The following is a 23,072-nucleotide window of genomic DNA, read 5'->3' on the forward strand; positions in this document are numbered from 1 at the left end:
AGAAGACGATTGGGTCTGTAGCTCAGTTGGTTAGAGCGCACCCCTGATAAGGGTGAGGTCGGCAGTTCGAATCTGCCCAGACCCACCAATGTTCATGGGGCGCAGGCTTCAAGACATTGGGGCCATAGCTCAGCTGGGAGAGCGCCTGCCTTGCACGCAGGAGGTCAGCGGTTCGATCCCGCTTGGCTCCACCACTCTCTACTAGAGTTCAGAAATGAACATTTATGCTTAGCATGAAATGTTGATTTCTGGTCTTTGGCTAGAAGAATCGTTCTTTAAAAATTTGGGTATGTGATAGAAGTGACTGACTAATTACTTTCACTGGTGATTAGTTTGGTCAAGGCAAAATTTGTAGTTCTCAATTGCAAATTTTCGGCGAATGTCGTCTTCACGTTTGAGACAGTAACCAGATTGCTTGGGGTTATATGGTCAAGTGAAGAAGCGCATACGGTGGATGCCTTGGCAGTCAGAGGCGATGAAAGACGTTGTAGCCTGCGATAAGCTCCGGGAGTCGGCAAACAGACTTTGATCCGGAGATCTCTGAATGGGGGAACCCACTCAGCATAAGCTGAGTATCTTGCACTGAATACATAGGTGTAAGAGGCGAACCAGGGGAACTGAAACATCTAAGTACCCTGAGGAAAAGAAATCAACCGAGATTCCCTTAGTAGTGGCGAGCGAACGGGGACTAGCCCTTAAGTTGATTTGAGATTAGTAGAAGGCTCTGGAAAGTGCCGCCATAGTGGGTGATAGCCCCGTATACGAAAATCTCTTATCAATGAAATCGAGTAGGACGGAGCACGAGAAACTTTGTCTGAATATGGGGGGACCATCCTCCAAGGCTAAATACTACTGACTGACCGATAGTGAACCAGTACCGTGAGGGAAAGGCGAAAAGAACCCCGGAGAGGGAGTGAAATAGAACCTGAAACCGTATGCGTACAAGCAGTGGGAGCCTACTTTGTTAGGTGACTGCGTACCTTTTGTATAATGGGTCAGCGACTTATATTCAGTGGCAAGCTTAACCGAATAGGGGAGGCGTAGCGAAAGCGAGTCTTAATAGGGCGTTTAGTCGCTGGGTATAGACCCGAAACCGGGCGATCTATCCATGGGCAGGTTGAAGGTTAGGTAACACTGACTGGAGGACCGAACCGACTACCGTTGAAAAGTTAGCGGATGACCTGTGGATCGGAGTGAAAGGCTAATCAAGCTCGGAGATAGCTGGTTCTCCTCGAAAGCTATTTAGGTAGCGCCTCGTGTATCACTGCTGGGGGTAGAGCACTGTTTCGGCTAGGGGTCATCCCGACTTACCAAACCGATGCAAACTCCGAATACCAGCAAGTGTCAGCACGGGAGACACACGGCGGGTGCTAACGTCCGTCGTGAAAAGGGAAACAACCCAGACCGTCAGCTAAGGTCCCAAAGTTATGGTTAAGTGGGAAACGATGTGGGAAGGCTTAGACAGCTAGGAGGTTGGCTTAGAAGCAGCCATCCTTTAAAGAAAGCGTAATAGCTCACTAGTCGAGTCGGCCTGCGCGGAAGATGTAACGGGGCTCAAACCATACACCGAAGCTACGGGTTCAACGTAAGTTGAGCGGTAGAGGAGCGTTCTGTAAGCCTGTGAAGGTGAGTTGAGAAGCTTGCTGGAGGTATCAGAAGTGCGAATGCTGACATGAGTAACGACAATGCGAGTGAAAAACTCGCACGCCGAAAGACCAAGGTTTCCTGCGCAACGTTAATCGACGCAGGGTGAGTCGGCCCCTAAGGCGAGGCAGAAATGCGTAGTCGATGGGAAACGGGTTAATATTCCCGTACTTCTAATTACTGCGATGGAGGGACGGAGAAGGCTAGGCCAGCACGGCGTTGGTTGTCCGTGTTTAAGGTTGTAGGCTGAATGCTTAGGTAAATCCGGGCGTTCAAGGCCGAGAACTGATGACGAGTTATCTTTTAGATGACGAAGTGGTTGATGCCATGCTTCCAGGAAAAGCTTCTAAGCTTCAGGTAATTAGGAACCGTACCCCAAACCGACACAGGTGGTTAGGTAGAGAATACCAAGGCGCTTGAGAGAACTCGGGTGAAGGAACTAGGCAAAATGGCACCGTAACTTCGGGAGAAGGTGCGCCGGTGAGGGTGAAGTATTTACTACGTAAGCCCACGCCGGTCGAAGATACCAGGCCGCTGCGACTGTTTATTAAAAACACAGCACTCTGCAAACACGAAAGTGGACGTATAGGGTGTGACGCCTGCCCGGTGCCGGAAGGTTAATTGATGGGGTTAGCGCAAGCGAAGCTCTTGATCGAAGCCCCGGTAAACGGCGGCCGTAACTATAACGGTCCTAAGGTAGCGAAATTCCTTGTCGGGTAAGTTCCGACCTGCACGAATGGCGTAACGATGGCGGCGCTGTCTCCACCCGAGACTCAGTGAAATTGAAATCGCTGTGAAGATGCAGTGTATCCGCGGCTAGACGGAAAGACCCCGTGAACCTTTACTATAGCTTTGCACTGGACTTTGAGTTTACTTGTGTAGGATAGGTGGGAGGCTTTGAAGCGTGGACGCCAGTTCGCGTGGAGCCATCCTTGAAATACCACCCTGGTAACCTTGAGGTTCTAACTCTGGTCCGTCATCCGGATCGAGGACAGTGTATGGTGGGTAGTTTGACTGGGGCGGTCTCCTCCCAAAGAGTAACGGAGGAGTACGAAGGTGCGCTCAGACCGGTCGGAAATCGGTCGTAGAGTATAAAGGCAAAAGCGCGCTTGACTGCGAGACAGACACGTCGAGCAGGTACGAAAGTAGGTCTTAGTGATCCGGTGGTTCTGTATGGAAGGGCCATCGCTCAACGGATAAAAGGTACTCCGGGGATAACAGGCTGATACCGCCCAAGAGTTCATATCGACGGCGGTGTTTGGCACCTCGATGTCGGCTCATCACATCCTGGGGCTGAAGCCGGTCCCAAGGGTATGGCTGTTCGCCATTTAAAGTGGTACGCGAGCTGGGTTTAGAACGTCGTGAGACAGTTCGGTCCCTATCTGCCGTGGACGTTTGAGATTTGAGAGGGGCTGCTCCTAGTACGAGAGGACCGGAGTGGACGAACCTCTGGTGTTCCGGTTGTCACGCCAGTGGCATTGCCGGGTAGCTATGTTCGGAAGAGATAACCGCTGAAAGCATCTAAGCGGGAAACTTGCCTCAAGATGAGATCTCACTGGAGCCTTGAGCTCCCTAAAGGGCCGTCGAAGACTACGACGTTGATAGGCTGGGTGTGTAAGCGTTGTGAGGCGTTGAGCTAACCAGTACTAATTGCCCGTGAGGCTTGACCATATAACACCCAAACAATTTGTGGTGTCAGACGGTTGAAGTCGACAACAATCCGAAAATTTGCAGAAACTACAAAGCAATCACATACCCAATTCGGGATAGCGCCTTAACCGCGATATCCCAGCTGAATCGCTTGACGACCATAGAGCATTGGAACCACCTGATCCCATCCCGAACTCAGAAGTGAAACGATGCATCGCCGATGGTAGTGTGGAGTTTCTCCATGTGAGAGTAGGTCATCGTCAAGCACCTATACCGAAACCCCCGATCAGGTAACTGGTCGGGGGTTTTACTTTGCCTGCGAATAAACGCTAACCACTAGCAGCTTGTAGGCAACTACAGGTCGCCTCGTTATCATGCGTGCCTCTTTGTTTGGTGGGTCATACATGCTCGCATTGTTAAAGCTGCTTGAAGATGGTCAGTTCCATTCCGGTGAGGAGTTGGGGGCGGCGCTGGGTGTCAGCAGAGCTGCTGTGTGGAAGCAGCTGAAGACATTACAGACTGAGCTTGCTGTACCTTTGCATTCAATTAAGGGGCGTGGCTACCGTTTGGCCTACCCTATGCGCTTGCTTGATGAGGCTGTGCTGAATGACCACGCCGTCTGGCCTGCGCATGTCAGGACCACAGTTGGCTCTACCAATGCGGAGGCAATGCGCCTTTTGGTGGAGAAGGGCGAATCTCCTTTCTACGTGGTTTCCGAGCAGCAGACCCACGGGCGTGGACGTCGTGGTCGGGAGTGGGTAAGTCCTTTTGGGCAAAATATCTATTACAGCCTGGTCATTCCAATAGATGGCGGTATGCGTCAGCTGGAGGGCTTGAGTCTCGTCGTGGCGCTAGCCTTGTTACGGTTGGTGCGAGAGTTGGGGCTAAATAGCGCGGGTTTAAAATGGCCCAATGATCTGCTGATAGGGAATAAAAAACTGTCAGGCATCCTGCTTGAGCTATCTGGAGATCCTGCAGATTTGTGTCACGTGGTCATTGGTATTGGCTTGAACGTGAATATGCTCCCTAGTGAAAGTGAAGGTATCGGCCAGCCTTGGACGTCATTGCGTTCTGAGCTAGGGGCTCCGCTAGATCGAAATGAGTTAATTCTGTCGCTTAATAAGCACTTGGCTTACTACTTGGAGCGGCAGATGAAGGGTGGGTTTTCATCACTGCGCGAGGAGTGGGAAGAGCATCATCTTTGGCAAGGGCGCTTGGTGTCTCTTACGTCGGGAGCTGATCCCATTGAGGGTGTGGTGTTAGGTGTTGGTTCATCAGGGGCGATTAAACTGAGTATCGATGGAGTTGAGCGTAGCTTCAGTGGTGGTGAGTTAAGTTTGAGGTTGCGCGATGATTCTTGAGTTGGATTGTGGCAACAGTTTTATCAAATGGCGTTTACTCAATGCGAGCATGGCTTCCGTTGGGTGGGGTGTTGTAGATAATGATGAGGCGCTGGTTGATGTTATAAGGCTGCGTTCCGTTGGTCTGAGCCAGTGTCGCCTTGTCAGTGTGCGCAGTGATGATGAAACCGCTGCGTTGGTGGCCACCCTAGAAAATACATTCGCTGTTACCTGCAGTGTTGTCTCGCCTGCTAGAGAGTTAGGTGGCGTGACTAATGGGTACGAACAGTTTGAGCGATTGGGATTAGATCGCTGGGTTGCCATGGTCGGTGCTTACTCATTAGCGCAAAGGGCTTGTCTGGTCATCGATTTGGGGACTGCTGTTACCTCGGACTTTGTGGGAGCTGACGGACAACACCTTGGGGGCTTCATATGCCCAGGTGTTCCGCTTATGCGAACCCAATTACGAACGCACACTCGGCGGACGCGATATGACGCCCTCGAGGCTTCATTGGCGTTGAAGGATGTGGCTCCCGGCCGATCTACGGCAGAGGCAGTTGAACGGGGCTGTGTGCTTATGTTGCAAGGATTTGTTTCTGGGCAAATAGCAATGGCCGCAGATTTATGGCAGCAGGACTTTGATGTGTTCCTGACGGGGGGGGATGCTGCGTTAGTTACATCAGTCGCGCCAAGTGCTCGAGTGGTGCCGGATCTGGTCTTTATCGGCCTGGCGATAGCTTGCCCGACAGTGTGAGGTGCGCATGCGCTGGATGTTTTTGTGGTTACTGGTTTTGAACGTTTTTTATTATGTCTGGCATCAGCAGCAAGCGCCAATGCGTGCTACCGAAATAGCTCCGCTGGCAATGCAGCCAGCTGATCGCGGTGATATTAAATTGCTGAGTGAGTCCAGTGCGTCCTTGCGTAAACCTGGTGCGATAAAAAAGGAGCACGAGGAAGCTGTCTGTATGTTTCTTGGTCGATTTGAAGAGGCCAGTCAAGCTGCTCCATTAGAGCAGCAGTTATTAAGTTTGGGGGTTGGGGCGCGGGTCGAGACGCTGGACGCCGCGGCAGGTGTGGACTATTGGGTGTATATGCCTCCGTTAGCGTCCAGACAGGCATCGTTGCGTCAATTGAGAGAGTTACAGGCGAGGAAAATCGATAGTTACATTATTGGTCAAGGGGAGTTGGTGAATGGTATTTCGCTCGGCATATTTCCTCGTATGGCTGCTGCTGAAAGTGTAATGGAACGATTACGCGCTGCAGGATATGAGCCGCTGTTGCGTGAGTTGCCGCGGGCACACAGAAGTTATTGGGTGCAAATTGAGCCTGAAAGCAGGCGTCTGGCTGATGAGGCATTAGTTAGTCGTTTGGCTTTTAACTTCAAAGGGTTAGAGCAGCAATTAATGCCTTGTAAAGGGATTGCAACGGGGCACTAGATTGCATAGAATGGCGCCCGCTTCGCAGGCTGGCTCTAAAGGCTGATTTGAGGAGCTGCTGTCAAATTAGCTAACCTCAAGATTTTAAATGAGAAATTGCTTGACAGCAGGCTGGCAGAAGATAAAATGCCGCCCCATCTGGAGGGATACCCGAGTGGCCAAAGGGATCAGACTGTAAATCTGACGTCATAGACTTCGAAGGTTCGAATCCTTCTCCCTCCACCAGATTTAAGCGAGAGCTGCAGGCTCCGCGGGTATAGTTTAGTGGTAGAACCTCAGCCTTCCAAGCTGATGATGCGGGTTCGATTCCCGCTACCCGCTCCAAGTTTGTTGTTCTGGTAATGTGTTTGCTCATGTAGCTCAGTTGGTAGAGCACACCCTTGGTAAGGGTGAGGTCAGCGGTTCAAGTCCGCTCATGAGCTCCATTCTACAAAGGCAGATATGTGAGTATCTGCCTTTGTTTTATGGCGGTGATACTTGATCCTTTCTTCTCTCGGAGGCAGCCAAGATGGCTAAAGAAAAGTTTGAGCGTAGCAAGCCGCACGTCAACGTCGGCACCATCGGTCACGTTGACCACGGTAAAACCACTCTGACCGCTGCTCTGACTCGCGTCTGCTCCGAGGTATTCGGTTCGGCTCGTGTTGACTTCGATAAGATCGACAGCGCTCCGGAAGAGAAGGCTCGTGGTATCACCATCAACACTGCGCACGTAGAGTACGATTCCACTATTCGTCACTACGCGCACGTTGACTGCCCGGGTCACGCCGACTACGTAAAAAACATGATCACTGGTGCTGCCCAGATGGACGGCGCGATCCTGGTTTGCTCGGCTGCTGATGGTCCGATGCCTCAGACTCGTGAGCACATCCTGCTGTCCCGTCAGGTAGGTGTACCGTACATCGTCGTGTTCCTGAACAAGGCTGACATGGTTGATGACGCTGAGCTGCTGGAACTGGTTGAGATGGAAGTGCGTGACCTGCTCAGCACTTACGATTTCCCAGGTGACGACACTCCGATCATCATCGGTTCCGCTCTGATGGCACTGAACGGCGAAGACGAGAACGGTCTCGGCACTTCCGCTGTTAAGAAGCTGGTTGAGACTCTGGACAGCTACATCCCAGAGCCTGAGCGTGCTATCGACAAGCCGTTCCTGATGCCGATCGAAGACGTATTCTCCATCTCTGGTCGCGGTACTGTAGTAACTGGTCGTATCGAGCGTGGTATCGTTAAGGTACAGGAAGAGATCGAAATCGTTGGTCTGCGTGACACCACCAAGACCACTTGCACCGGCGTTGAAATGTTCCGCAAGCTGCTGGACGAAGGCCGTGCTGGTGAGAACTGTGGCGTTCTGCTGCGTGGTACTAAGCGTGATGAAGTTGAGCGTGGTCAGGTTCTGGTTAAGCCGGGTTCTGTTAAGCCTCACACCAAGTTCACTGCAGAAGTTTACGTGCTGAGCAAAGAAGAAGGTGGTCGTCATACTCCTTTCTTCAAAGGCTACCGTCCTCAGTTCTACTTCCGTACTACTGACGTAACTGGTAACTGCGAACTGCCGGAAGGCGTTGAGATGGTAATGCCAGGTGACAACATTCAGATGACTGTCACTCTGATCAAAACCATCGCAATGGAAGAAGGTCTGCGTTTCGCTATCCGCGAAGGCGGTCGTACCGTTGGTGCTGGTGTTGTAGCAAAGATCATCGAATAAAAGATTGATCTCATTCAGTCAGGCCGTCATAATGGTCGGCCTGATTCAGTTTCTAGGTCAGTAGCTCAATTGGCAGAGCGACGGTCTCCAAAACCGTAGGTTGGGGGTTCGATTCCCTCCTGACCTGCCATTTTCTAAGAATTTGGCATGTCTTCTCACAGGGTGCTAGTAGATGAATGTTAAGGCTGAAGCCAGCGATTCGCGATTTGATCTGCTGAAGTGGCTTTTGGTTGCTGCATTAGTAGTGGTCGGTGTTGTTGGTAATCAGTACTTCTCTTCAGAGCCTGTTTTTTATCGGGTTCTTGGTCTTCTGGTTATTGCTGTTCTTGCTGCTGTAGTGGCTCTACAGACTGCAAAAGGAAAGGCCTTCTGGGTTCTCTCCAAAGAAGCACGTGTTGAGATTCGTAAGGTCGTTTGGCCAACTCGTCAGGAAACCACGCAGACAACGCTTATTGTAGTTGCGGTTGTGCTGGTGATGGCTCTCGTTTTGTGGGGGCTTGATTCGCTGCTGGGTTGGCTTGTTTCGTTGATCGTCGGTTAAAGGTGTCCCGTGGCTAAGCGTTGGTACGTTGTGCATGCTTACTCGGGTTACGAGAAGCATGTAATGCGCTCTTTGATTGAGCGTGTGAAGCTTGCAGGAATGGAAGACGTTTTTGGTGAAATCCTCGTTCCAACCGAAGAGGTTGTTGAGATGCGGAATGGCCAGAAGCGTAAGAGTGAGCGCAAATTCTTTCCGGGCTATGTGTTAGTCCAAATGGAAATGAGTGAAGCGACTTGGCACTTGATTAAAGATACCCCGCGAGTAATGGGCTTTATCGGTGGTACTGCTGATAAGCCTGCTCCTATTACTGAGCGTGAGGCTGAAGCAATTCTTCGTCGTGTTGCTGACAGTGGCGACAAACCTAAGCCGAAGACGCTGTTCGAGCCGGGTGAGATGGTTCGTGTCATTGATGGGCCGTTTGCGGACTTCAGTGGCGTAGTTGAAGAAGTTAATTACGAGAAAAGCCGAATTCAGGTTGCAGTTACGATTTTTGGTCGTGCTACACCGGTCGAGCTGGAGTTCAGTCAGGTCGAGAAGGCATAACTGACATAAGCATCCCATACCCCGCAGTCCTGGGCTGCGGGGTTTTGTCGTCCTTGGGATAATTGCATTGAAAAATGGGGAGCCGTTAGGCGTTAGAACCCAAAACTGGAGTAGCTCATGGCTAAGAAAATCTCAGCTTACATCAAGCTGCAAGTTAAGGCTGGTCAAGCCAACCCGTCGCCACCCGTTGGTCCAGCTCTGGGTCAGCACGGTGTGAACATCATGGAATTCTGCAAAGCGTTCAACGCTAAGACTCAAGGCCTTGAGCCGGGTCTGCCGACTCCAGTGATTATCACTGTATACAGTGACCGTAGCTTCACTTTTGAAACCAAAAGCACCCCTGCCGCTGTTCTGCTCAAGAAAGCTGCAGGCCTGACCAGCGGCTCGGCTCGTCCGAACACCGTCAAGGTCGGCACCGTTACTCGTGCTCAGCTGGAAGAGATCGCCAAGACCAAGCAAGCGGATCTTACCGCTGCTGATCTGGAATCGGCTGTGCGTACCATCGCTGGCTCTGCTCGCAGCATGGGCTTGAACGTGGAGGGTGTGTAATGGCTAAGTTGACTAAGCGTCAGAAGGCAATCGCTGAGAAAGTTGAAGCTGGTAAGGCTTACAACTTTGTTGAAGCAGCCTCTCTGCTGGCCGAGCTGTCGGCTGTCAAATTCTCTGAGTCTTTCGATATCGCTATCAACCTCGGCGTTGATCCGCGTAAATCTGACCAGGTAGTTCGCGGTGCAACCGTTCTGCCGAATGGCTCTGGTAAGACCGTACGTGTTGCAGTTTTCACCCAAGGTCCGGGCGCTGAAGCTGCTCTGGCTGCCGGTGCTGACCGCGTAGGTATGGACGACCTGGCTGCTGAAATGAAAGCAGGCGAGTTGAACTACGACGTCGTGATCGCTTCCCCTGACGCAATGCGCGTTGTGGGTCAGCTGGGTCAGGTCCTGGGTCCTCGCGGCCTGATGCCGAACCCGAAAGTTGGTACTGTGACTCCTGACGTTGCTACTGCGGTTAAAAACGCTAAAGCCGGTCAGGTTCGCTTCCGTACCGACAAAAACGGCATCATCCACGGTTCCGTGGGTAAAGTCGGTTTTGAAGCTGAGAAGCTGAAGCAGAACGTTGAAGCCCTGGTTGCAGACCTCAAGCGTCTGAAGCCTTCGACTTCGAAAGGTGTTTACGTCAAGCGCATCACCCTGAGCACCACTATGGGCCCAGGTCTGGTTATCGACCAGAGCTCGCTCGACGCGTAATACAGCGCTGGTGAGGGCAACCTCACCAGCCAAGGTTTGGGGTCCCTGCCTGGCGGGGGCTATCCAAGACCGTAGGTGGTGTAAGCCTTAAAAGAAATGCCTACGCAGATGGTGCTCCCGATTCGTTACCGAATCAGACACCAAAACGACATCCGGCTTCGGCCAGATGAAACGGTAAAAACCAGGAGTAAACCCGTGGCAATTAAACTCGAAGACAAGAAGGCCATCGTCGCTGAAGTCAACGAGGCTGCCAAAGCTGCCCTTTCCGCTGTCGTGGCTGATGCCCGTGGCGTGTCTGTAGGTGCTATGACCGGACTCCGTAAAGAGGCCCGCGAAGCTGGCGTTTACGTACGTGTAGTACGTAACACCCTGCTCAAGCGCGCTGTTGAAGGTACTCAGTACGATATCCTCAACGACGCGTTCAAAGGCCCGACCCTGATTGCATTCTCCAACGAACATCCGGGCGCTGCTGCTCGTATCTTCAAAGAGTTCGCTAAGGGTCAGGATAAGTTCGAGATCAAAGCAGCTGCATTCGAGGGTCAGTTCCTCGCAGCCAATCAGATCGACGTGCTGGCAAGCCTGCCGACTTACGACGAAGCAATTTCTCAGCTGATGAGCGTTATACAAGGCGCTACCAGCAAGTTCGTTCGTACTCTGGCAGCTGTTCGCGACCAGAAAGAAGGCGCTGCTGCCTAAGTTGGCTGCATAACCTCTTTCAATCTTATTTGTTTAATTTGATGGCCGCGAAGGCTGTCCCCCAATACAGGAATTAGAGTCATGGCTCTGTCTAACGAAGAAATCATCGAAGCGATCGGTCAGAAAACCGTTCTGGAAATCGTTGAGCTGATCAAGGCAATGGAAGAGAAGTTCGGCGTTTCCGCTGCTGCTGCTACCGTTGCTGTTGCTGGCCCGGCTGCTGCCGCTGCTGAAGAGCAAACTGAGTTCAACGTTATCCTGGCTGAAGCTGGCGATAAGAAAGTGAACGTGATCAAGGCTGTTCGTGAACTGACTGGCCTGGGCCTGAAAGAAGCTAAAGCTGCTGTTGACGGCGCTCCGGCTACTATTCTGGAAGGCGTTGCTAAAGAAGCTGCTGAGAAAGCAAAAGCTGCTTTGGAAGAAGCTGGCGCCAAAGTCGAGCTCAAGTAAGAGACGACCTTGCGTCTGCAGCCGAAGCGACTCGCGTAAGGCTGATGGCTGGTGGCTTTTGCCACCGGCCTTTTTCCGTTCTAGGTCGACCATTCAGTGGTTGGCCTGGTTCTGGGAAATCCCGCCCGATGTGGCGGCGCAAACTAAGGGTTTGCAAGAGTTTCTGGCAACTCCCGTCGGAGTGGCCTACTAGGCAGGTGACCAAGCTGGGGAACGCTGATGGCTTACTCATACACTGAGAAAAAACGTATCCGCAAGGACTTTAGCAAGTTGCCGGATGTCATGGATGTGCCGTATCTCCTGGCCATCCAGCTGGATTCGTACCGCGAATTTCTGCAGGCAGGGGCGACCAAGGACCAGTTCCGCGACATTGGCCTGCATGCGGCCTTCAAGTCTGTTTTCCCGATTATCAGCTATTCCGGCAATGCTGCTCTGGAGTATGTCGGTTATCGCTTGGGCGAGCCGGCTTTTGATGTCAAAGAATGTGTGCTGCGCGGCGTAACATTTGCCGTCCCGCTGCGTGTAAAAGTCCGTCTGATCATTTTCGACAAAGAATCGTCGAACAAAGCGATCAAGGACATTAAAGAGCAAGAAGTTTACATGGGGGAAATCCCCCTGATGACCGAGAACGGTACCTTCGTTATTAACGGTACCGAGCGTGTTATCGTGTCCCAGCTGCACCGTTCTCCTGGTGTATTCTTCGACCACGACCGTGGCAAGACTCACAGCTCGGGCAAATTGCTGTATTCCGCTCGTATCATTCCGTACCGTGGTTCCTGGCTGGACTTCGAGTTCGATCCTAAGGATGCTGTTTTCGTCCGTATCGACCGTCGTCGTAAACTGCCGGCGTCTGTTCTGCTGCGTGCACTGGGCTACAGCACTGAAGAAGTGCTTGAGGCTTTCTATGCAACCAACGTCTTCCACGTTAAGGGCGAGACCCTGAATCTGGAGTTGGTACCTCAGCGTCTGCGCGGTGAAATTGCTGCCTTCGATATCAAAGATGAGAAGGGCAAGGTCATTGTTGAGCAGGGTCGTCGTATCACGGCACGTCATATCAATCAGTTGGATAAGGCCGGCATCAAAGAGCTGGAAGTTCCAATTGATTACCTGCTGGGTCGCACAACTGCGAAGGCAATCGTGCACCCGGCTACTGGCGAGATCATCGTTGAGTGCAACACTGAGCTGAACGTTGAAACCCTTGCCAAGATTGTTAAGGCTCAGGTCGTTCGGATTGAGACGTTGTACACCAACGATATCGATTGCGGCCCGTTCATTTCTGACACGCTCAAGATCGACAGCACAACCAACCAATTGGAAGCGCTGGTTGAGATCTATCGCATGATGCGCCCAGGCGAGCCGCCAACCAAGGACGCAGCTGAGACACTGTTCAACAACCTGTTCTTCAGTGCTGAGCGTTACGACCTGTCTGCTGTTGGTCGTATGAAATTCAACCGCCGCATCGGTCGTACTGAGATCGAAGGCCCAGGCGTACTGAGTCGCGAAGACATTGTCGACGTGCTCAAAACGCTGGTTGATATCCGTAACGGTAAAGGCATCGTTGACGATATCGACCACTTGGGTAACCGTCGTGTGCGTTGTGTTGGCGAGATGGCTGAAAACCAGTTCCGCGTAGGTCTGGTGCGTGTTGAGCGTGCAGTCAAAGAGCGTCTGTCCATGGCAGAAAGCGAAGGCCTGATGCCGCAAGACCTGATTAACGCCAAGCCAGTTGCTGCGGCCGTTAAAGAGTTCTTCGGTTCCAGCCAGCTGTCTCAGTTCATGGACCAGAACAACCCGCTTTCTGAGATTACTCACAAGCGCCGTGTTTCGGCACTTGGCCCAGGCGGTCTGACCCGTGAACGTGCCGGCTTCGAGGTTCGTGACGTACACCCGACTCACTATGGTCGTGTGTGCCCAATTGAGACCCCTGAAGGTCCGAACATTGGTTTGATCAACTCTCTGGCTGCCTACGCACGCACTAACCAGTACGGCTTCCTCGAAAGCCCGTACCGCGTTGTTAAAGAGGGTTTGGTCACTGACGAAATCGTGTTCCTGTCCGCCATCGAAGAGGCTGATCATGTGATCGCTCAGGCTTCGGCGACCATGAACGATAAAGGTCAGTTGATCGACGAGCTGGTAGCTGTACGTCACCTGAACGAATTCACCGTTAAGGCGCCTGAAGATGTAACCCTGATGGACGTTTCGCCCAAGCAGGTAGTCTCTGTTGCAGCCTCGCTGATTCCGTTCCTGGAGCACGATGACGCCAACCGCGCATTGATGGGTTCCAACATGCAGCGCCAAGCTGTACCGACACTGCGAGCTGACAAGCCGCTGGTAGGTACCGGTATGGAGCGCAACGTAGCCCGTGACTCCGGTGTTTGCGTAGTTGCTCGCCGCGGTGGTGTGATCGATTCGGTTGACGCTAGCCGTATCGTGGTCCGTGTTAATAATGATGAAGTTGAAACCGGCGAAGCGGGTGTCGACATCTATAACCTGACCAAATACACCCGTTCTAACCAGAACACTTGCATCAACCAGCGTCCGCTGGTTCGTAAAGGTGACAAGGTAAGTCGTAGCGACATTCTGGCAGATGGTCCGTCCACCGATATGGGTGAACTGGCTTTGGGTCAGAACATGCGCGTTGCGTTCATGCCGTGGAACGGCTTCAACTTCGAAGACTCCATCTGCCTCTCTGAGCGCGTTGTTCAAGAAGACCGCTTTACTACGATCCACATTCAGGAACTGACCTGTGTGGCTCGTGACACCAAACTCGGTTCGGAAGAAATCACCTCCGATATCCCGAACGTAGGTGAGTCGGCTCTGAACAAGCTGGACGAAGCCGGTATTGTTTACGTCGGTGCTGAAGTTGGCCCAGGCGACATTCTGGTTGGTAAGGTCACTCCGAAAGGCGAGACCCAACTCACTCCGGAAGAAAAACTGCTGCGTGCGATCTTCGGTGAGAAGGCGTCCGATGTTAAGGACACCTCCCTGCGTGTGCCGACTGGCACCAAAGGTACCGTTATCGACGTGCAGGTATTTACCCGTGATGGCGTGGAGCGTGACAGCCGTGCTCTGGCTATCGAGAAGCAGCAGCTCGACGAAATCCGCAAGGACCTGAACGAAGAGTTCCGCATCGTTGAAGGTGCAACCTTCGAGCGTCTGCGTGCCGCGCTGGTAGGCAAGAAAGCCGAAGGTGGTGCTGGCCTGAAGAAAGGCGCTGAGGTTACTGAAGAGTTCCTTGATGGTCTTGAGCGTGGCCAGTGGTTCAAGCTGCGTATGGCCGACGATGCACTGAATGAGCAATTGGAAAAGGCACAGGCCTACATTTCTGATCGCCGTCAGTTGCTCGACGACAAGTTCGAAGACAAGAAGCGCAAGCTGCAGCAAGGCGATGACCTGGCTCCGGGCGTACTGAAGATTGTTAAGGTCTACCTGGCAATCCGTCGTCGCATCCAGCCGGGTGACAAGATGGCCGGCCGTCACGGTAACAAGGGTGTGGTCTCGGTGATCATGCCAGTTGAAGACATGCCGCATGACGTCAACGGTACTCCGGTCGATATCGTACTGAACCCACTGGGCGTACCTTCGCGTATGAACGTCGGTCAGATTCTTGAAACCCACCTGGGCCTCGCGGCTAAAGGGTTGGGCGAGAAGATCAACCGTATGCTCGAAGAGCAGCGTAAGGTCGCTGAACTGCGTAAGTTCCTGCATGAGATCTATAACGAGATCGGCGGTCGTCAGGAAAGTCTGGATAGCCTGAGCGATCAGGAAATCCTGGACTTGGCGCACAACCTGCGTGGCGGTGTACCGATGGCTACTCCGGTATTCGACGGTGCTAAAGAAAGCGAAATCAAGGCCATGCTGAAGCTGGCTGATCTGCCTGAAAGCGGTCAGATGCGCTTGATCGACGGTCGTACTGGTAACCAGTTTGAGCGTCCGACCACCGTTGGTTACATGTACATGCTGAAGCTGAACCACCTGGTAGACGACAAGATGCATGCTCGTTCTACTGGTTCTTACAGCCTGGTTACCCAGCAGCCGCTGGGTGGTAAGGCGCAGTTCGGTGGTCAGCGCTTCGGTGAGATGGAGGTCTGGGCACTGGAGGCGTATGGCGCAGCCTACACCCTGCAGGAAATGCTGACCGTGAAGTCGGATGACGTGAACGGCCGTACCAAGATGTACAAAAACATCGTGGACGGTGATCACCGTATGGAGCCGGGCATGCCTGAGTCCTTCAACGTGTTGATCAAAGAGATCCGTTCTCTGGGTATCGACATCGATCTGGAAACCGAATAACACGTGACGCGAATCGAGAGCGCGGCGGCAACGCCCGCTCTCTGCTCCGCCAGGAGGAAAGGCCTTGAAAGACCTACTGAATTTGCTGAAAAACCAGGGTCAAGTCGAAGAGTTTGACGCTATCCGTATCGGACTGGCGTCGCCTGAGATGATCCGTTCGTGGTCGTTCGGTGAAGTTAAAAAGCCGGAAACCATCAACTACCGTACGTTCAAGCCTGAGCGTGACGGCCTGTTCTGCGCCAAAATCTTTGGCCCAGTTAAGGATTACGAGTGCCTGTGCGGTAAGTACAAGCGCCTGAAGCACCGTGGTGTGATCTGTGAGAAGTGCGGCGTTGAAGTTGCGCTGGCCAAAGTTCGTCGTGAGCGCATGGCGCACATCGAACTGGCTTCTCCGGTAGCCCACATCTGGTTCTTGAAGTCCCTGCCGAGCCGTATCGGCCTGCTGATGGACATGACCCTGCGTGATATCGAGCGCGTACTCTACTTCGAGAGTTACGTTGTTATCGACCCGGGTATGACCACGCTGGAAAAAGGTCAGCTGCTCAACGACGAGCAGTACTTCGAAGCGCTCGAAGAGTTCGGTGACGACTTCGACGCCCGCATGGGTGCCGAGGCTGTTCGCGAGCTGTTGCACGCTATCGATCTGGAGCACGAGATTGGTCGTCTGCGTGAAGAAATTCCGCAAACTAATTCCGAGACCAAGATCAAGAAGCTGTCCAAGCGTCTGAAGCTGATGGAAGCATTCAAAGACTCCGGCAACCTGCCTGAGTGGATGGTGCTGACTGTTCTGCCGGTTCTGCCACCAGATCTGCGTCCGCTGGTACCGTTGGATGGTGGTCGTTTCGCGACTTCCGATCTGAACGATCTGTATCGCCGCGTGATTAACCGTAACAACCGTCTGAAGCGTCTGCTGGATCTGTCTGCGCCTGACATTATCGTGCGCAACGAGAAGCGCATGCTTCAGGAGGCGGTTGACGCCCTGCTGGACAACGGCCGTCGCGGTCGCGCCATCACTGGCTCGAACAAGCGTCCGCTGAAGTCCCTGGCTGACATGATCAAAGGTAAGCAAGGCCGCTTCCGTCAGAACCTGCTGGGTAAGCGCGTGGACTACTCCGGTCGTTCCGTGATTACCGTAGGCCCTACTCTGCGCCTGCACCAGTGCGGTCTGCCGAAGAAAATGGCTCTTGAGCTGTTCAAGCCGTTCATTTTTGGCAAGCTCGAAGCCCGCGGTTTGGCGACTACCATCAAAGCTGCGAAGAAGATGGTGGAGCGTGAGCTGCCAGAGGTTTGGGACGTTCTTGCTGAAGTGATTCGCGAACACCCCGTACTGCTGAACCGTGCACCAACCCTGCACCGTCTGGGTATTCAGGCGTTTGAGCCGGTACTGATCGAAGGTAAAGCGATTCAGCTGCACCCACTGGTCTGCGCGGCGTATAACGCCGACTTCGACGGTGACCAGATGGCTGTTCACGTGCCTCTGACACTCGAAGCTCAGCTCGAAGCCCGTGCGCTGATGATGTCGACAAACAACATCCTGTCGCCAGCCAACGGTGAGCCAATCATCGTTCCTTCTCAGGACGTTGTACTGGGTCTGTACTACATGACCCGTGAGGCTATCAACGCTAAGGGTGAAGGTCGCGTGTTTGCTGACCTGCAGGAAGTTGACCGCGTGTTCCGCGCTGGTGAAGCATCCCTGCACGCCCGCGTAAAAGTGCGCATCAACGAAACCGTTAAAGAAAAAGACGGTTCGCTGACTAAGAACACTCGTATCGTCGACACCACTGTCGGCCGTGCGCTCCTGTTCCAAGTTGTTCCAGCTGGTATGTCTTTCGACGTCGTTAACCAGCCAATGAAGAAGAAGGCGATCTCCAAGCTGATCAACCAGTGCTACCGCACTGTAGGTCTGAAAGATACCGTCATCTTTGCTGACCAGTTGATGTACACCGGTTTTGCTTACTCGACTATTTCCGGCGTTTCTATTGGCGTGAATGACTTCGTTATTCCGGAAGAGAAAGCTCGGATCATTGACTCCGCCACTGAGGAAGTTAAAGAGATCGAATCCCAGTACGCTTCAGGCCTGGTAACCCAGGGCGAGAAGTACAACAAGGTGATCGACCTCTGGTCCAAAGCTAACGATGAAGTGTCTAAAGCGATGATGGCTAACCTCTCGAAAGAGAAGGTAGTGGATCGCGAAGGCAAAACTGTCGAGCAAGAGTCTTTCAACTCGATGTACATGATGGCTGACTCCGGTGCGCGGGGTTCTGCTGCACAGATTCGTCAGTTGGCTGGTATGCGTGGTCTTATGGCCAAGCCAGACGGCTCCATCATTGAAACGCCGATTACGGCGAACTTCCGTGAAGGTCTGTCGGTTCTGCAGTACTTCATCTCGACGCACGGTGCTCGTAAAGGTCTGGCCGATACCGCGTTGAAAACAGCTAACTCCGGTTACCTGACTCGCCGTCTGGTAGACGTTGCTCAAGATCTCGTTGTAACCGCCATTGATTGCGGTACCGAGCATGGCCTGCTGATGACACCTCACATTGAAGGTGGTGACGTAGTAGAGCCGTTGGGCGAGCGCGTACTGGGTCGTGTGATTGCTAAGGACGTGTTCAAGCCAGGTACTGATGAAGTCATCGTACCTGCTGGCACTCTGATCGACGAGAAGTGGGTCGAGTTCATCGAAGTAAACAGCATCGACGAAGTGGTCGTGCGCTCTCCGATCACCTGTGAAACCCGTTACGGCATCTGCGCCAAGTGCTACGGTCGCGACCTTGCACGTGGTCACCAGATCAACATCGGTGAAGCTGTGGGCGTAATCGCTGCTCAGTCGATCGGTGAGCCGGGTACACAGCTGACGATGCGTACGTTCCACATCGGTGGTGCGGCAAGCCGTACCTCGGCAGCGGACAGCGTTCAGGTGAAAAACGGCGGCGCTGTGCGTCTGCTCAACCTGAAGTATGTAGAGCGTGCTGATGGTGCACTGGTGGCCGTTTCTCGTTCTGGTGAGTTGGCTATCGCTGATGAGTTTGGTCGTGAGCGTGAGCGCTACAAGCTGCCATACGGTGCAGTGATTTCCGTTAAGGAAGGCCAGAAGGTCGATCCGGGCGCCATCGTTGCCAAATGGGATCCGCACACCCACCCGATCGTTACCGAAATGAAAGGTACCGTGACCTATGTGGGCATGGAAGACGGCATCACCATCAAGCGTCAGACAGACGAACTCACTGGTCTGACCAACATTGAGGTGTTGGATCCGAAGGATCGTCCGGCCGCAGGTAAAGAAATTCGTCCGGCTGTGAAAATGGTCGACGAGAACGGTAAGGATCTGATGCTGCCAGGTACCGATGTGCCTGCTCAGTACTTCCTGCCTTCTAACGCACTGGTCAACGTGGCCAACGGGGCTCAACTGGGTGTGGGTGATGTAATCGCTCGTATTCCTCAGGAAACCTCGAAGACCCGTGACATCACCGGTGGTCTGCCTCGCGTTGCTGACCTGTTCGAAGCCCGTCGCCCGAAAGAAGCGTCGATTCTGGCTGAGATCAGCGGCACCATCTCCTTCGGTAAGGAGACAAAGGGCAAGCGTCGTCTGGTGATTACGCCGACCGATGGTAGCGAGCCGTATGAGGAGCTGATTCCGAAATGGCGTCACCTGAACGTGTTCGAAGGTGAACAGGTTAACAAGGGTGAGGTTATCTCTGACGGTCCGAGCGATCCGCACGACATTCTGCGACTGCTGGGTGTGAGTGCGTTGGCGAAGTACATCGTCAATGAGATTCAGGACGTTTACCGTCTGCAAGGCGTTAAGATCAACGACAAGCACATCGAAACCATTTTGCGCCAGATGCTGCGCAAGGTTGAGGTGACTGAGTCGGGTGACTCTTCATTCATCAAGGGCGATCAGGTTGAACTGACCGCTGTGCTGGGTGAGAACGAGCGTCTGGCAGAAGAAGACAAGTTCCCTGCTAAGTACACCCGCGTTTTGCTGGGTATTACGAAGGCATCCTTGTCGACTGAGTCCTTCATCTCGGCGGCTTCCTTCCAGGAAACCACCCGCGTTCTGACTGAGGCGGCAGTGACTGGTAAGCGTGACTACCTGCGTGGTCTGAAAGAGAACGTGGTAGTAGGTCGTCTGATTCCGGCTGGTACCGGTCTGGCATATCACAGCGAGCGCAAGCGCAAGCGTGAAGCTGCCCAGCCTGTGCGTGTAAGCGCCAGTGAAGTGGAAGCAGCACTGACTGAAGCGCTGAACTCCAGCGACAATTAAGTTCAAAGCCCCGCTGTCTGTGCAGTGGGGCTTTGTCTTGACTGGGGCGGTGAGTCTCTTTAGACTCATGCACCCCTAAATTTGGCAGGGCATGTGCTCTGCCATTTTGTTTAGTAGGGCAATAGCGTCGAAAGACAACAGTGGAGCTAAAGATGGCAACTATCAACCAGCTGGTACGTCAGCCGCGTAAGCGTATCGTCGATAAATCCGACGTGCCTGCGCTGCAGAACTGCCCGCAGCGTCGTGGTGTGTGCACCCGTGTGTATACCACTACGCCGAAAAAACCTAACTCGGCACTGCGTAAAGTTTGCCGTGTACGCCTGACCAACGGTTTCGAGGTTTCCTCGTACATCGGTGGTGAAGGCCACAACCTGCAAGAGCACAGCGTCGTACTGATTCGCGGCGGTCGTGTAAAAGACTTGCCAGGTGTGCGTTACCACACCGTTCGCGGTTCGCTGGATACCTCCGGTGTTAAAGACCGTAAACAAGGTCGTTCGAAGTACGGTACTAAGCGTCCGAAGTAATCGGCGTTTTGTAGCGAATTGCGAGTTTTTATTTATCTGAGTCGATAAGAGTAAGGTCGGGCAAGTCATCGCAAGATGCAGTCCCGGGCTAACCTGAAGACCGTTTGAGGGCTTATCAAATGCCAAGACGTCGTGTAGCAGCCAAGCGCGAAGTGCTTGACGATCCAAAATACGGAAGCCAAATCCTGGCCAAGTTCATGAACCACGTGATGGAGAGCGGTAAGAAAGCCGTTGCCGAGCGTATCGTTTATGGCGCCCTGGATAAGGTTAAAGAGCGTAAGAACAGCGATCCCCTGGAAATCTTCGAGAAAGCTCTCGACGCCATCGCTCCGCTGGTCGAAGTAAAGTCGCGCCGTGTTGGTGGTGCCACTTACCAGGTTCCGGTCGAAGTTCGTCCGTCCCGCCGTAATGCTCTTGCCATGCGCTGGCTGGTAGATTTCGCACGTAAGCGTGGCGAGAAATCTATGGCTCTGCGTTTGGCTGGTGAGCTGCTGGATGCTGCTGAAGGCAAAGGTGCTGCAGTCAAGAAACGTGAAGACGTGCATCGTATGGCTGAGGCCAACAAGGCGTTCTCGCACTACCGCTTCTAATTCCAGCGCTACTAACTTTGCGAGGGCTTTATGGCTCGTACAACACCTATTAATCTGTACCGTAACATCGGTATCTGTGCGCACGTAGATGCTGGTAAAACCACCACTACAGAACGCGTGCTGTTCTATACTGGTGTAAACCATAAAATGGGTGAGACCCATGATGGTGCTTCGACCACCGACTGGATGGTTCAGGAGCAAGAGCGCGGTATTACCATTACTTCTGCTGCTGTAACTGCTTTCTGGCAGGGTTCGCAGAAGCAATACAAAAACCACCGTGTAAACGTTATCGATACCCCCGGTCACGTAGACTTCACCATCGAAGTAGAGCGCTCCCTGCGCGTACTTGACGGTGCAGTCGTAGTGTTCTGTGGTACTTCGGGCGTTGAGCCGCAGTCTGAGACTGTGTGGCGTCAGGCTAACAAGTACGGTGTTCCGCGTATCGTTTACGTGAACAAGATGGACCGTCAGGGTGCAAACTTCCTGCGTGTAGTTGAGCAGATCAAGAAGCGCCTGGGTCACACTCCTGTTCCGCTGCAGCTGCAGATTGGTTCCGAAGAGAACTTCGTTGGTCAGGTTGACCTGCTCCGCATGAAGGCTATCTATTGGAACGATGATGACAAGGGTACTACCTTCCGTGAGGAAGAAATCCCGGCTGATCTGGTTGATCTGGCTGAGGAGTATCGCTCTAACCTGGTTGAAGCTGCTGCTGAAGCCAACGAAGAGCTGATGAACAAGTACCTTGAAGAGGGTGACTTGACTCTGGAAGAGATCAAGGCTGGTCTGCGTCAGCGCACCATTGCTTGTGAAATCGTTCCGGCTGTCCTGGGCTCCTCCTTCAAGAACAAGGGTGTACCGCTTGTTCTGGACGCTGTTATCGACTTCCTGCCAGCTCCGACTGATATCCCTGCAATCCAGGGTATTCATCCGGACCATATCGAGGAAGGTGATGACGCTCCTAAAGACGAGCGTGCGGCTGATGATGACGCGCCGTTTGCTGCGCTGGCATTCAAAATCGCAACTGACCCATTCGTTGGTACTCTGACCTTTACTCGTGTGTATTCCGGTGTTCTCACTAGCGGCGACTCCGTGATCAACTCGGTAAAAGGCAAGAAAGAGCGTGTCGGCCGTATGGTGCAGATGCACGCTAACCAGCGTGAAGAGATCAAAGAAGTGCGCGCTGGTGACATCGCTGCTCTGATCGGTATGAAGGATGTGACCACTGGTGACACCCTGTGCGATATCGACAAGCCGATTATCCTCGAGCGTATGGATTTCCCTGAGCCGGTAATTTCGGTAGCTGTAGAGCCGAAAACTAAGGCTGACCAAGAGAAGATGGGTATTGCTCTGGGTCGTCTGGCTCAGGAAGACCCGTCCTTCCGTGTCAAGACTGACGAAGAAACCGGTCAGACCATTATTTCCGGTATGGGTGAGCTTCACCTGGATATCATCGTTGACCGTATGCGTCGTGAGTTCAACGTTGAGGCCAACATTGGTAAGCCTCAGGTTTCCTACCGCGAGAAGATCACTAAGAGCTGCGAAATCGAAGGTAAATTCGTTCGTCAGTCCGGTGGTCGTGGTCAGTTCGGTCATTGCTGGATTCGCTTCGCTCCGGCGGACGAAGGTCAGGAAGGTCTCGAATTCGCCAACGAAGTGGTTGGTGGTGTGGTTCCGAAGGAATACATCCCAGCCATTCAGAAGGGTATCGAAGAGCAGATGAAAAACGGCGTTGTCGCCGGTTATCCTCTGATCGGCCTGAAGGCTACCGTGTTTGATGGTTCTTACCATGACGTTGACTCCAACGAAATGGCGTTCAAAATCGCAGCTTCTATGGCGACCAAGCAGCTCGCTCAGAAAGGCGGTGGTGTTGTTCTCGAGCCGATCATGAAGGTCGAGGTTGTAACCCCTGAGGACTACATGGGTGACGTGATGGGTGACCTGAACCGTCGTCGTGGTCTGATCCAGGGTATGGAAGACTCGGTTTCCGGTAAAGTTATCCGTGCTGAGGTTCCGCTGGGTGAGATGTTCGGTTACGCAACCGACGTTCGTTCCATGTCTCAGGGTCGCGCAAGCTACTCCATGGAATTCTCTAAATACTCCGAAGCTCCGGCAAACATCGTCGAAGCTCTGGTTAAAAAACAAGGCTGATTCAGCC

15 protein-coding genes, 6 tRNA genes and 2 rRNA genes are annotated in these 23,072 nt (G+C 53.1%); all 23 read left to right on the forward strand.

The genetic code is table 11. From position 1 onward, the window contains the following. The first annotated feature begins 11 nt into the window (after positions 1-11). A tRNA-Ile gene (locus WG219_03005) sits at positions 12-88 on the forward strand. Positions 89-118: 30 nt separating this feature from the next. Continuing rightward, positions 119-194 (forward strand) — tRNA-Ala (locus WG219_03010). Between the two features lie 233 nt (positions 195-427). Further along, positions 428-3,315 (forward strand): 23S ribosomal RNA (locus WG219_03015). A gap of 129 nt (positions 3,316-3,444) precedes the next feature. Then, a 5S ribosomal RNA gene (rrf, locus tag WG219_03020) occupies positions 3,445-3,560 on the forward strand. Between the two features lie 138 nt (positions 3,561-3,698). After that, positions 3,699-4,655, forward strand: coding sequence for a bifunctional biotin--[acetyl-CoA-carboxylase] ligase/biotin operon repressor BirA (birA, locus tag WG219_03025; GenBank protein WXL26468.1), 957 nt, complete (start codon positions 3,699-3,701; stop codon positions 4,653-4,655). Continuing rightward, positions 4,645-5,388 carry a pantothenate kinase gene (locus WG219_03030; GenBank protein ID WXL26469.1) on the forward strand — a complete coding sequence of 248 codons (744 nt, stop codon included), beginning with the start codon at positions 4,645-4,647 and terminating at the stop codon, positions 5,386-5,388. The genes birA and WG219_03030 overlap by 11 nt, the downstream gene beginning before the upstream one ends. A 7-nt stretch (positions 5,389-5,395) precedes the next feature. Then, the gene (locus tag WG219_03035) at positions 5,396-6,070 is read left to right on the forward strand and encodes an SPOR domain-containing protein (protein ID WXL26470.1); all 675 of its coding nucleotides are present in this window, start codon (positions 5,396-5,398) and stop codon (positions 6,068-6,070) included. A gap of 140 nt (positions 6,071-6,210) precedes the next feature. After that, positions 6,211-6,295: transfer RNA gene (locus WG219_03040), tRNA-Tyr, on the forward strand. A 25-nt stretch (positions 6,296-6,320) separates the two neighbouring features. After that, positions 6,321-6,394 (forward strand) — tRNA-Gly (locus tag WG219_03045). Between the two features lie 25 nt (positions 6,395-6,419). Further along, positions 6,420-6,495: transfer RNA gene (locus tag WG219_03050), tRNA-Thr, on the forward strand. Between the two features lie 83 nt (positions 6,496-6,578). Beyond that, positions 6,579-7,772 (forward strand): elongation factor Tu, encoded by a 1,194-nt coding sequence (gene tuf, locus WG219_03055; protein WXL26471.1) that lies wholly within the window; start codon positions 6,579-6,581, stop codon positions 7,770-7,772. Between the two features lie 54 nt (positions 7,773-7,826). After that, a tRNA-Trp gene (locus WG219_03060) sits at positions 7,827-7,902 on the forward strand. 42 nt (positions 7,903-7,944) lie between these two features. Beyond that, entirely contained in the window at positions 7,945-8,313 is a 369-nt protein-coding gene (gene secE / locus WG219_03065; protein ID WXL26472.1) for a preprotein translocase subunit SecE, read from the forward strand. 9 nt (positions 8,314-8,322) lie between these two features. Then, positions 8,323-8,856 (forward strand): transcription termination/antitermination protein NusG, encoded by a 534-nt coding sequence (gene nusG, locus WG219_03070; protein ID WXL26473.1) that lies wholly within the window; start codon positions 8,323-8,325, stop codon positions 8,854-8,856. Between the two features lie 117 nt (positions 8,857-8,973). Further along, complete coding sequence (gene rplK / locus WG219_03075; GenBank protein WXL26474.1) at positions 8,974-9,405, forward strand: 50S ribosomal protein L11; 432 nt, start codon at positions 8,974-8,976, stop codon at positions 9,403-9,405. Continuing rightward, positions 9,405-10,100: a 50S ribosomal protein L1 gene (rplA, locus tag WG219_03080; GenBank protein WXL26475.1), complete on the forward strand. Its 696-nt coding sequence runs from the start codon at positions 9,405-9,407 to the stop codon at positions 10,098-10,100. The genes rplK and rplA overlap by 1 nt, the downstream gene beginning before the upstream one ends. A 195-nt stretch (positions 10,101-10,295) precedes the next feature. Then, positions 10,296-10,796, forward strand: a complete 501-nt coding sequence (rplJ, locus tag WG219_03085) for a 50S ribosomal protein L10 (protein ID WXL26476.1) — start codon at positions 10,296-10,298, stop codon at positions 10,794-10,796. Positions 10,797-10,877: 81 nt separating this feature from the next. Next, entirely contained in the window at positions 10,878-11,246 is a 369-nt protein-coding gene (gene rplL / locus WG219_03090; protein WXL26477.1) for a 50S ribosomal protein L7/L12, read from the forward strand. Between the two features lie 219 nt (positions 11,247-11,465). Next, positions 11,466-15,539 (forward strand): DNA-directed RNA polymerase subunit beta, encoded by a 4,074-nt coding sequence (gene rpoB / locus WG219_03095; GenBank protein ID WXL26478.1) that lies wholly within the window; start codon positions 11,466-11,468, stop codon positions 15,537-15,539. Between the two features lie 64 nt (positions 15,540-15,603). Then, on the forward strand, positions 15,604-19,803 hold the full coding sequence (gene rpoC / locus WG219_03100) for a DNA-directed RNA polymerase subunit beta' (GenBank protein ID WXL26479.1): 4,200 nt from the start codon (positions 15,604-15,606) through the stop codon (positions 19,801-19,803). Positions 19,804-19,955: 152 nt separating this feature from the next. Beyond that, positions 19,956-20,327, forward strand: a complete 372-nt coding sequence (gene rpsL / locus WG219_03105) for a 30S ribosomal protein S12 (protein ID WXL26480.1) — start codon at positions 19,956-19,958, stop codon at positions 20,325-20,327. Positions 20,328-20,446: 119 nt separating this feature from the next. Further along, on the forward strand, positions 20,447-20,917 hold the full coding sequence (gene rpsG, locus WG219_03110; protein WXL26481.1) for a 30S ribosomal protein S7: 471 nt from the start codon (positions 20,447-20,449) through the stop codon (positions 20,915-20,917). A 30-nt stretch (positions 20,918-20,947) separates the two neighbouring features. Beyond that, positions 20,948-23,065, forward strand: a complete 2,118-nt coding sequence (gene fusA / locus WG219_03115) for an elongation factor G (protein ID WXL26482.1) — start codon at positions 20,948-20,950, stop codon at positions 23,063-23,065. Positions 23,066-23,072 lie beyond the last annotated feature (7 nt).

This window comes from Pseudomonas mendocina (genome assembly GCA_037482215.1).
Lineage (GTDB): Bacteria > Pseudomonadota > Gammaproteobacteria > Pseudomonadales > Pseudomonadaceae > Aquipseudomonas > Aquipseudomonas mendocina_E.

What these genes read in the sequence shown, in the direction of transcription:
- WG219_03035 (WXL26470.1), top strand. Translation starts at nt 5,396, where the DNA reads ATGCGCTGGATGTTTTTGTGGTTACTGGTTTTGAACGTTTTTTATTAT.
- rpsL (WXL26480.1), top strand. Translation starts at nt 19,956, where the DNA reads ATGGCAACTATCAACCAGCTGGTACGTCAGCCGCGTAAGCGTATCGTC.
- fusA (WXL26482.1), top strand. Translation starts at nt 20,948, where the DNA reads ATGGCTCGTACAACACCTATTAATCTGTACCGTAACATCGGTATCTGT.
- WG219_03030 (WXL26469.1), top strand. Translation starts at nt 4,645, where the DNA reads ATGATTCTTGAGTTGGATTGTGGCAACAGTTTTATCAAATGGCGTTTA.
- secE (WXL26472.1), top strand. Translation starts at nt 7,945, where the DNA reads ATGAATGTTAAGGCTGAAGCCAGCGATTCGCGATTTGATCTGCTGAAG.
- birA (WXL26468.1), top strand. Translation starts at nt 3,699, where the DNA reads ATGCTCGCATTGTTAAAGCTGCTTGAAGATGGTCAGTTCCATTCCGGT.
- rplK (WXL26474.1), top strand. Translation starts at nt 8,974, where the DNA reads ATGGCTAAGAAAATCTCAGCTTACATCAAGCTGCAAGTTAAGGCTGGT.
- rplA (WXL26475.1), top strand. Translation starts at nt 9,405, where the DNA reads ATGGCTAAGTTGACTAAGCGTCAGAAGGCAATCGCTGAGAAAGTTGAA.
- tuf (WXL26471.1), top strand. Translation starts at nt 6,579, where the DNA reads ATGGCTAAAGAAAAGTTTGAGCGTAGCAAGCCGCACGTCAACGTCGGC.
- rplL (WXL26477.1), top strand. Translation starts at nt 10,878, where the DNA reads ATGGCTCTGTCTAACGAAGAAATCATCGAAGCGATCGGTCAGAAAACC.
- rpoB (WXL26478.1), top strand. Translation starts at nt 11,466, where the DNA reads ATGGCTTACTCATACACTGAGAAAAAACGTATCCGCAAGGACTTTAGC.
- rpsG (WXL26481.1), top strand. Translation starts at nt 20,447, where the DNA reads ATGCCAAGACGTCGTGTAGCAGCCAAGCGCGAAGTGCTTGACGATCCA.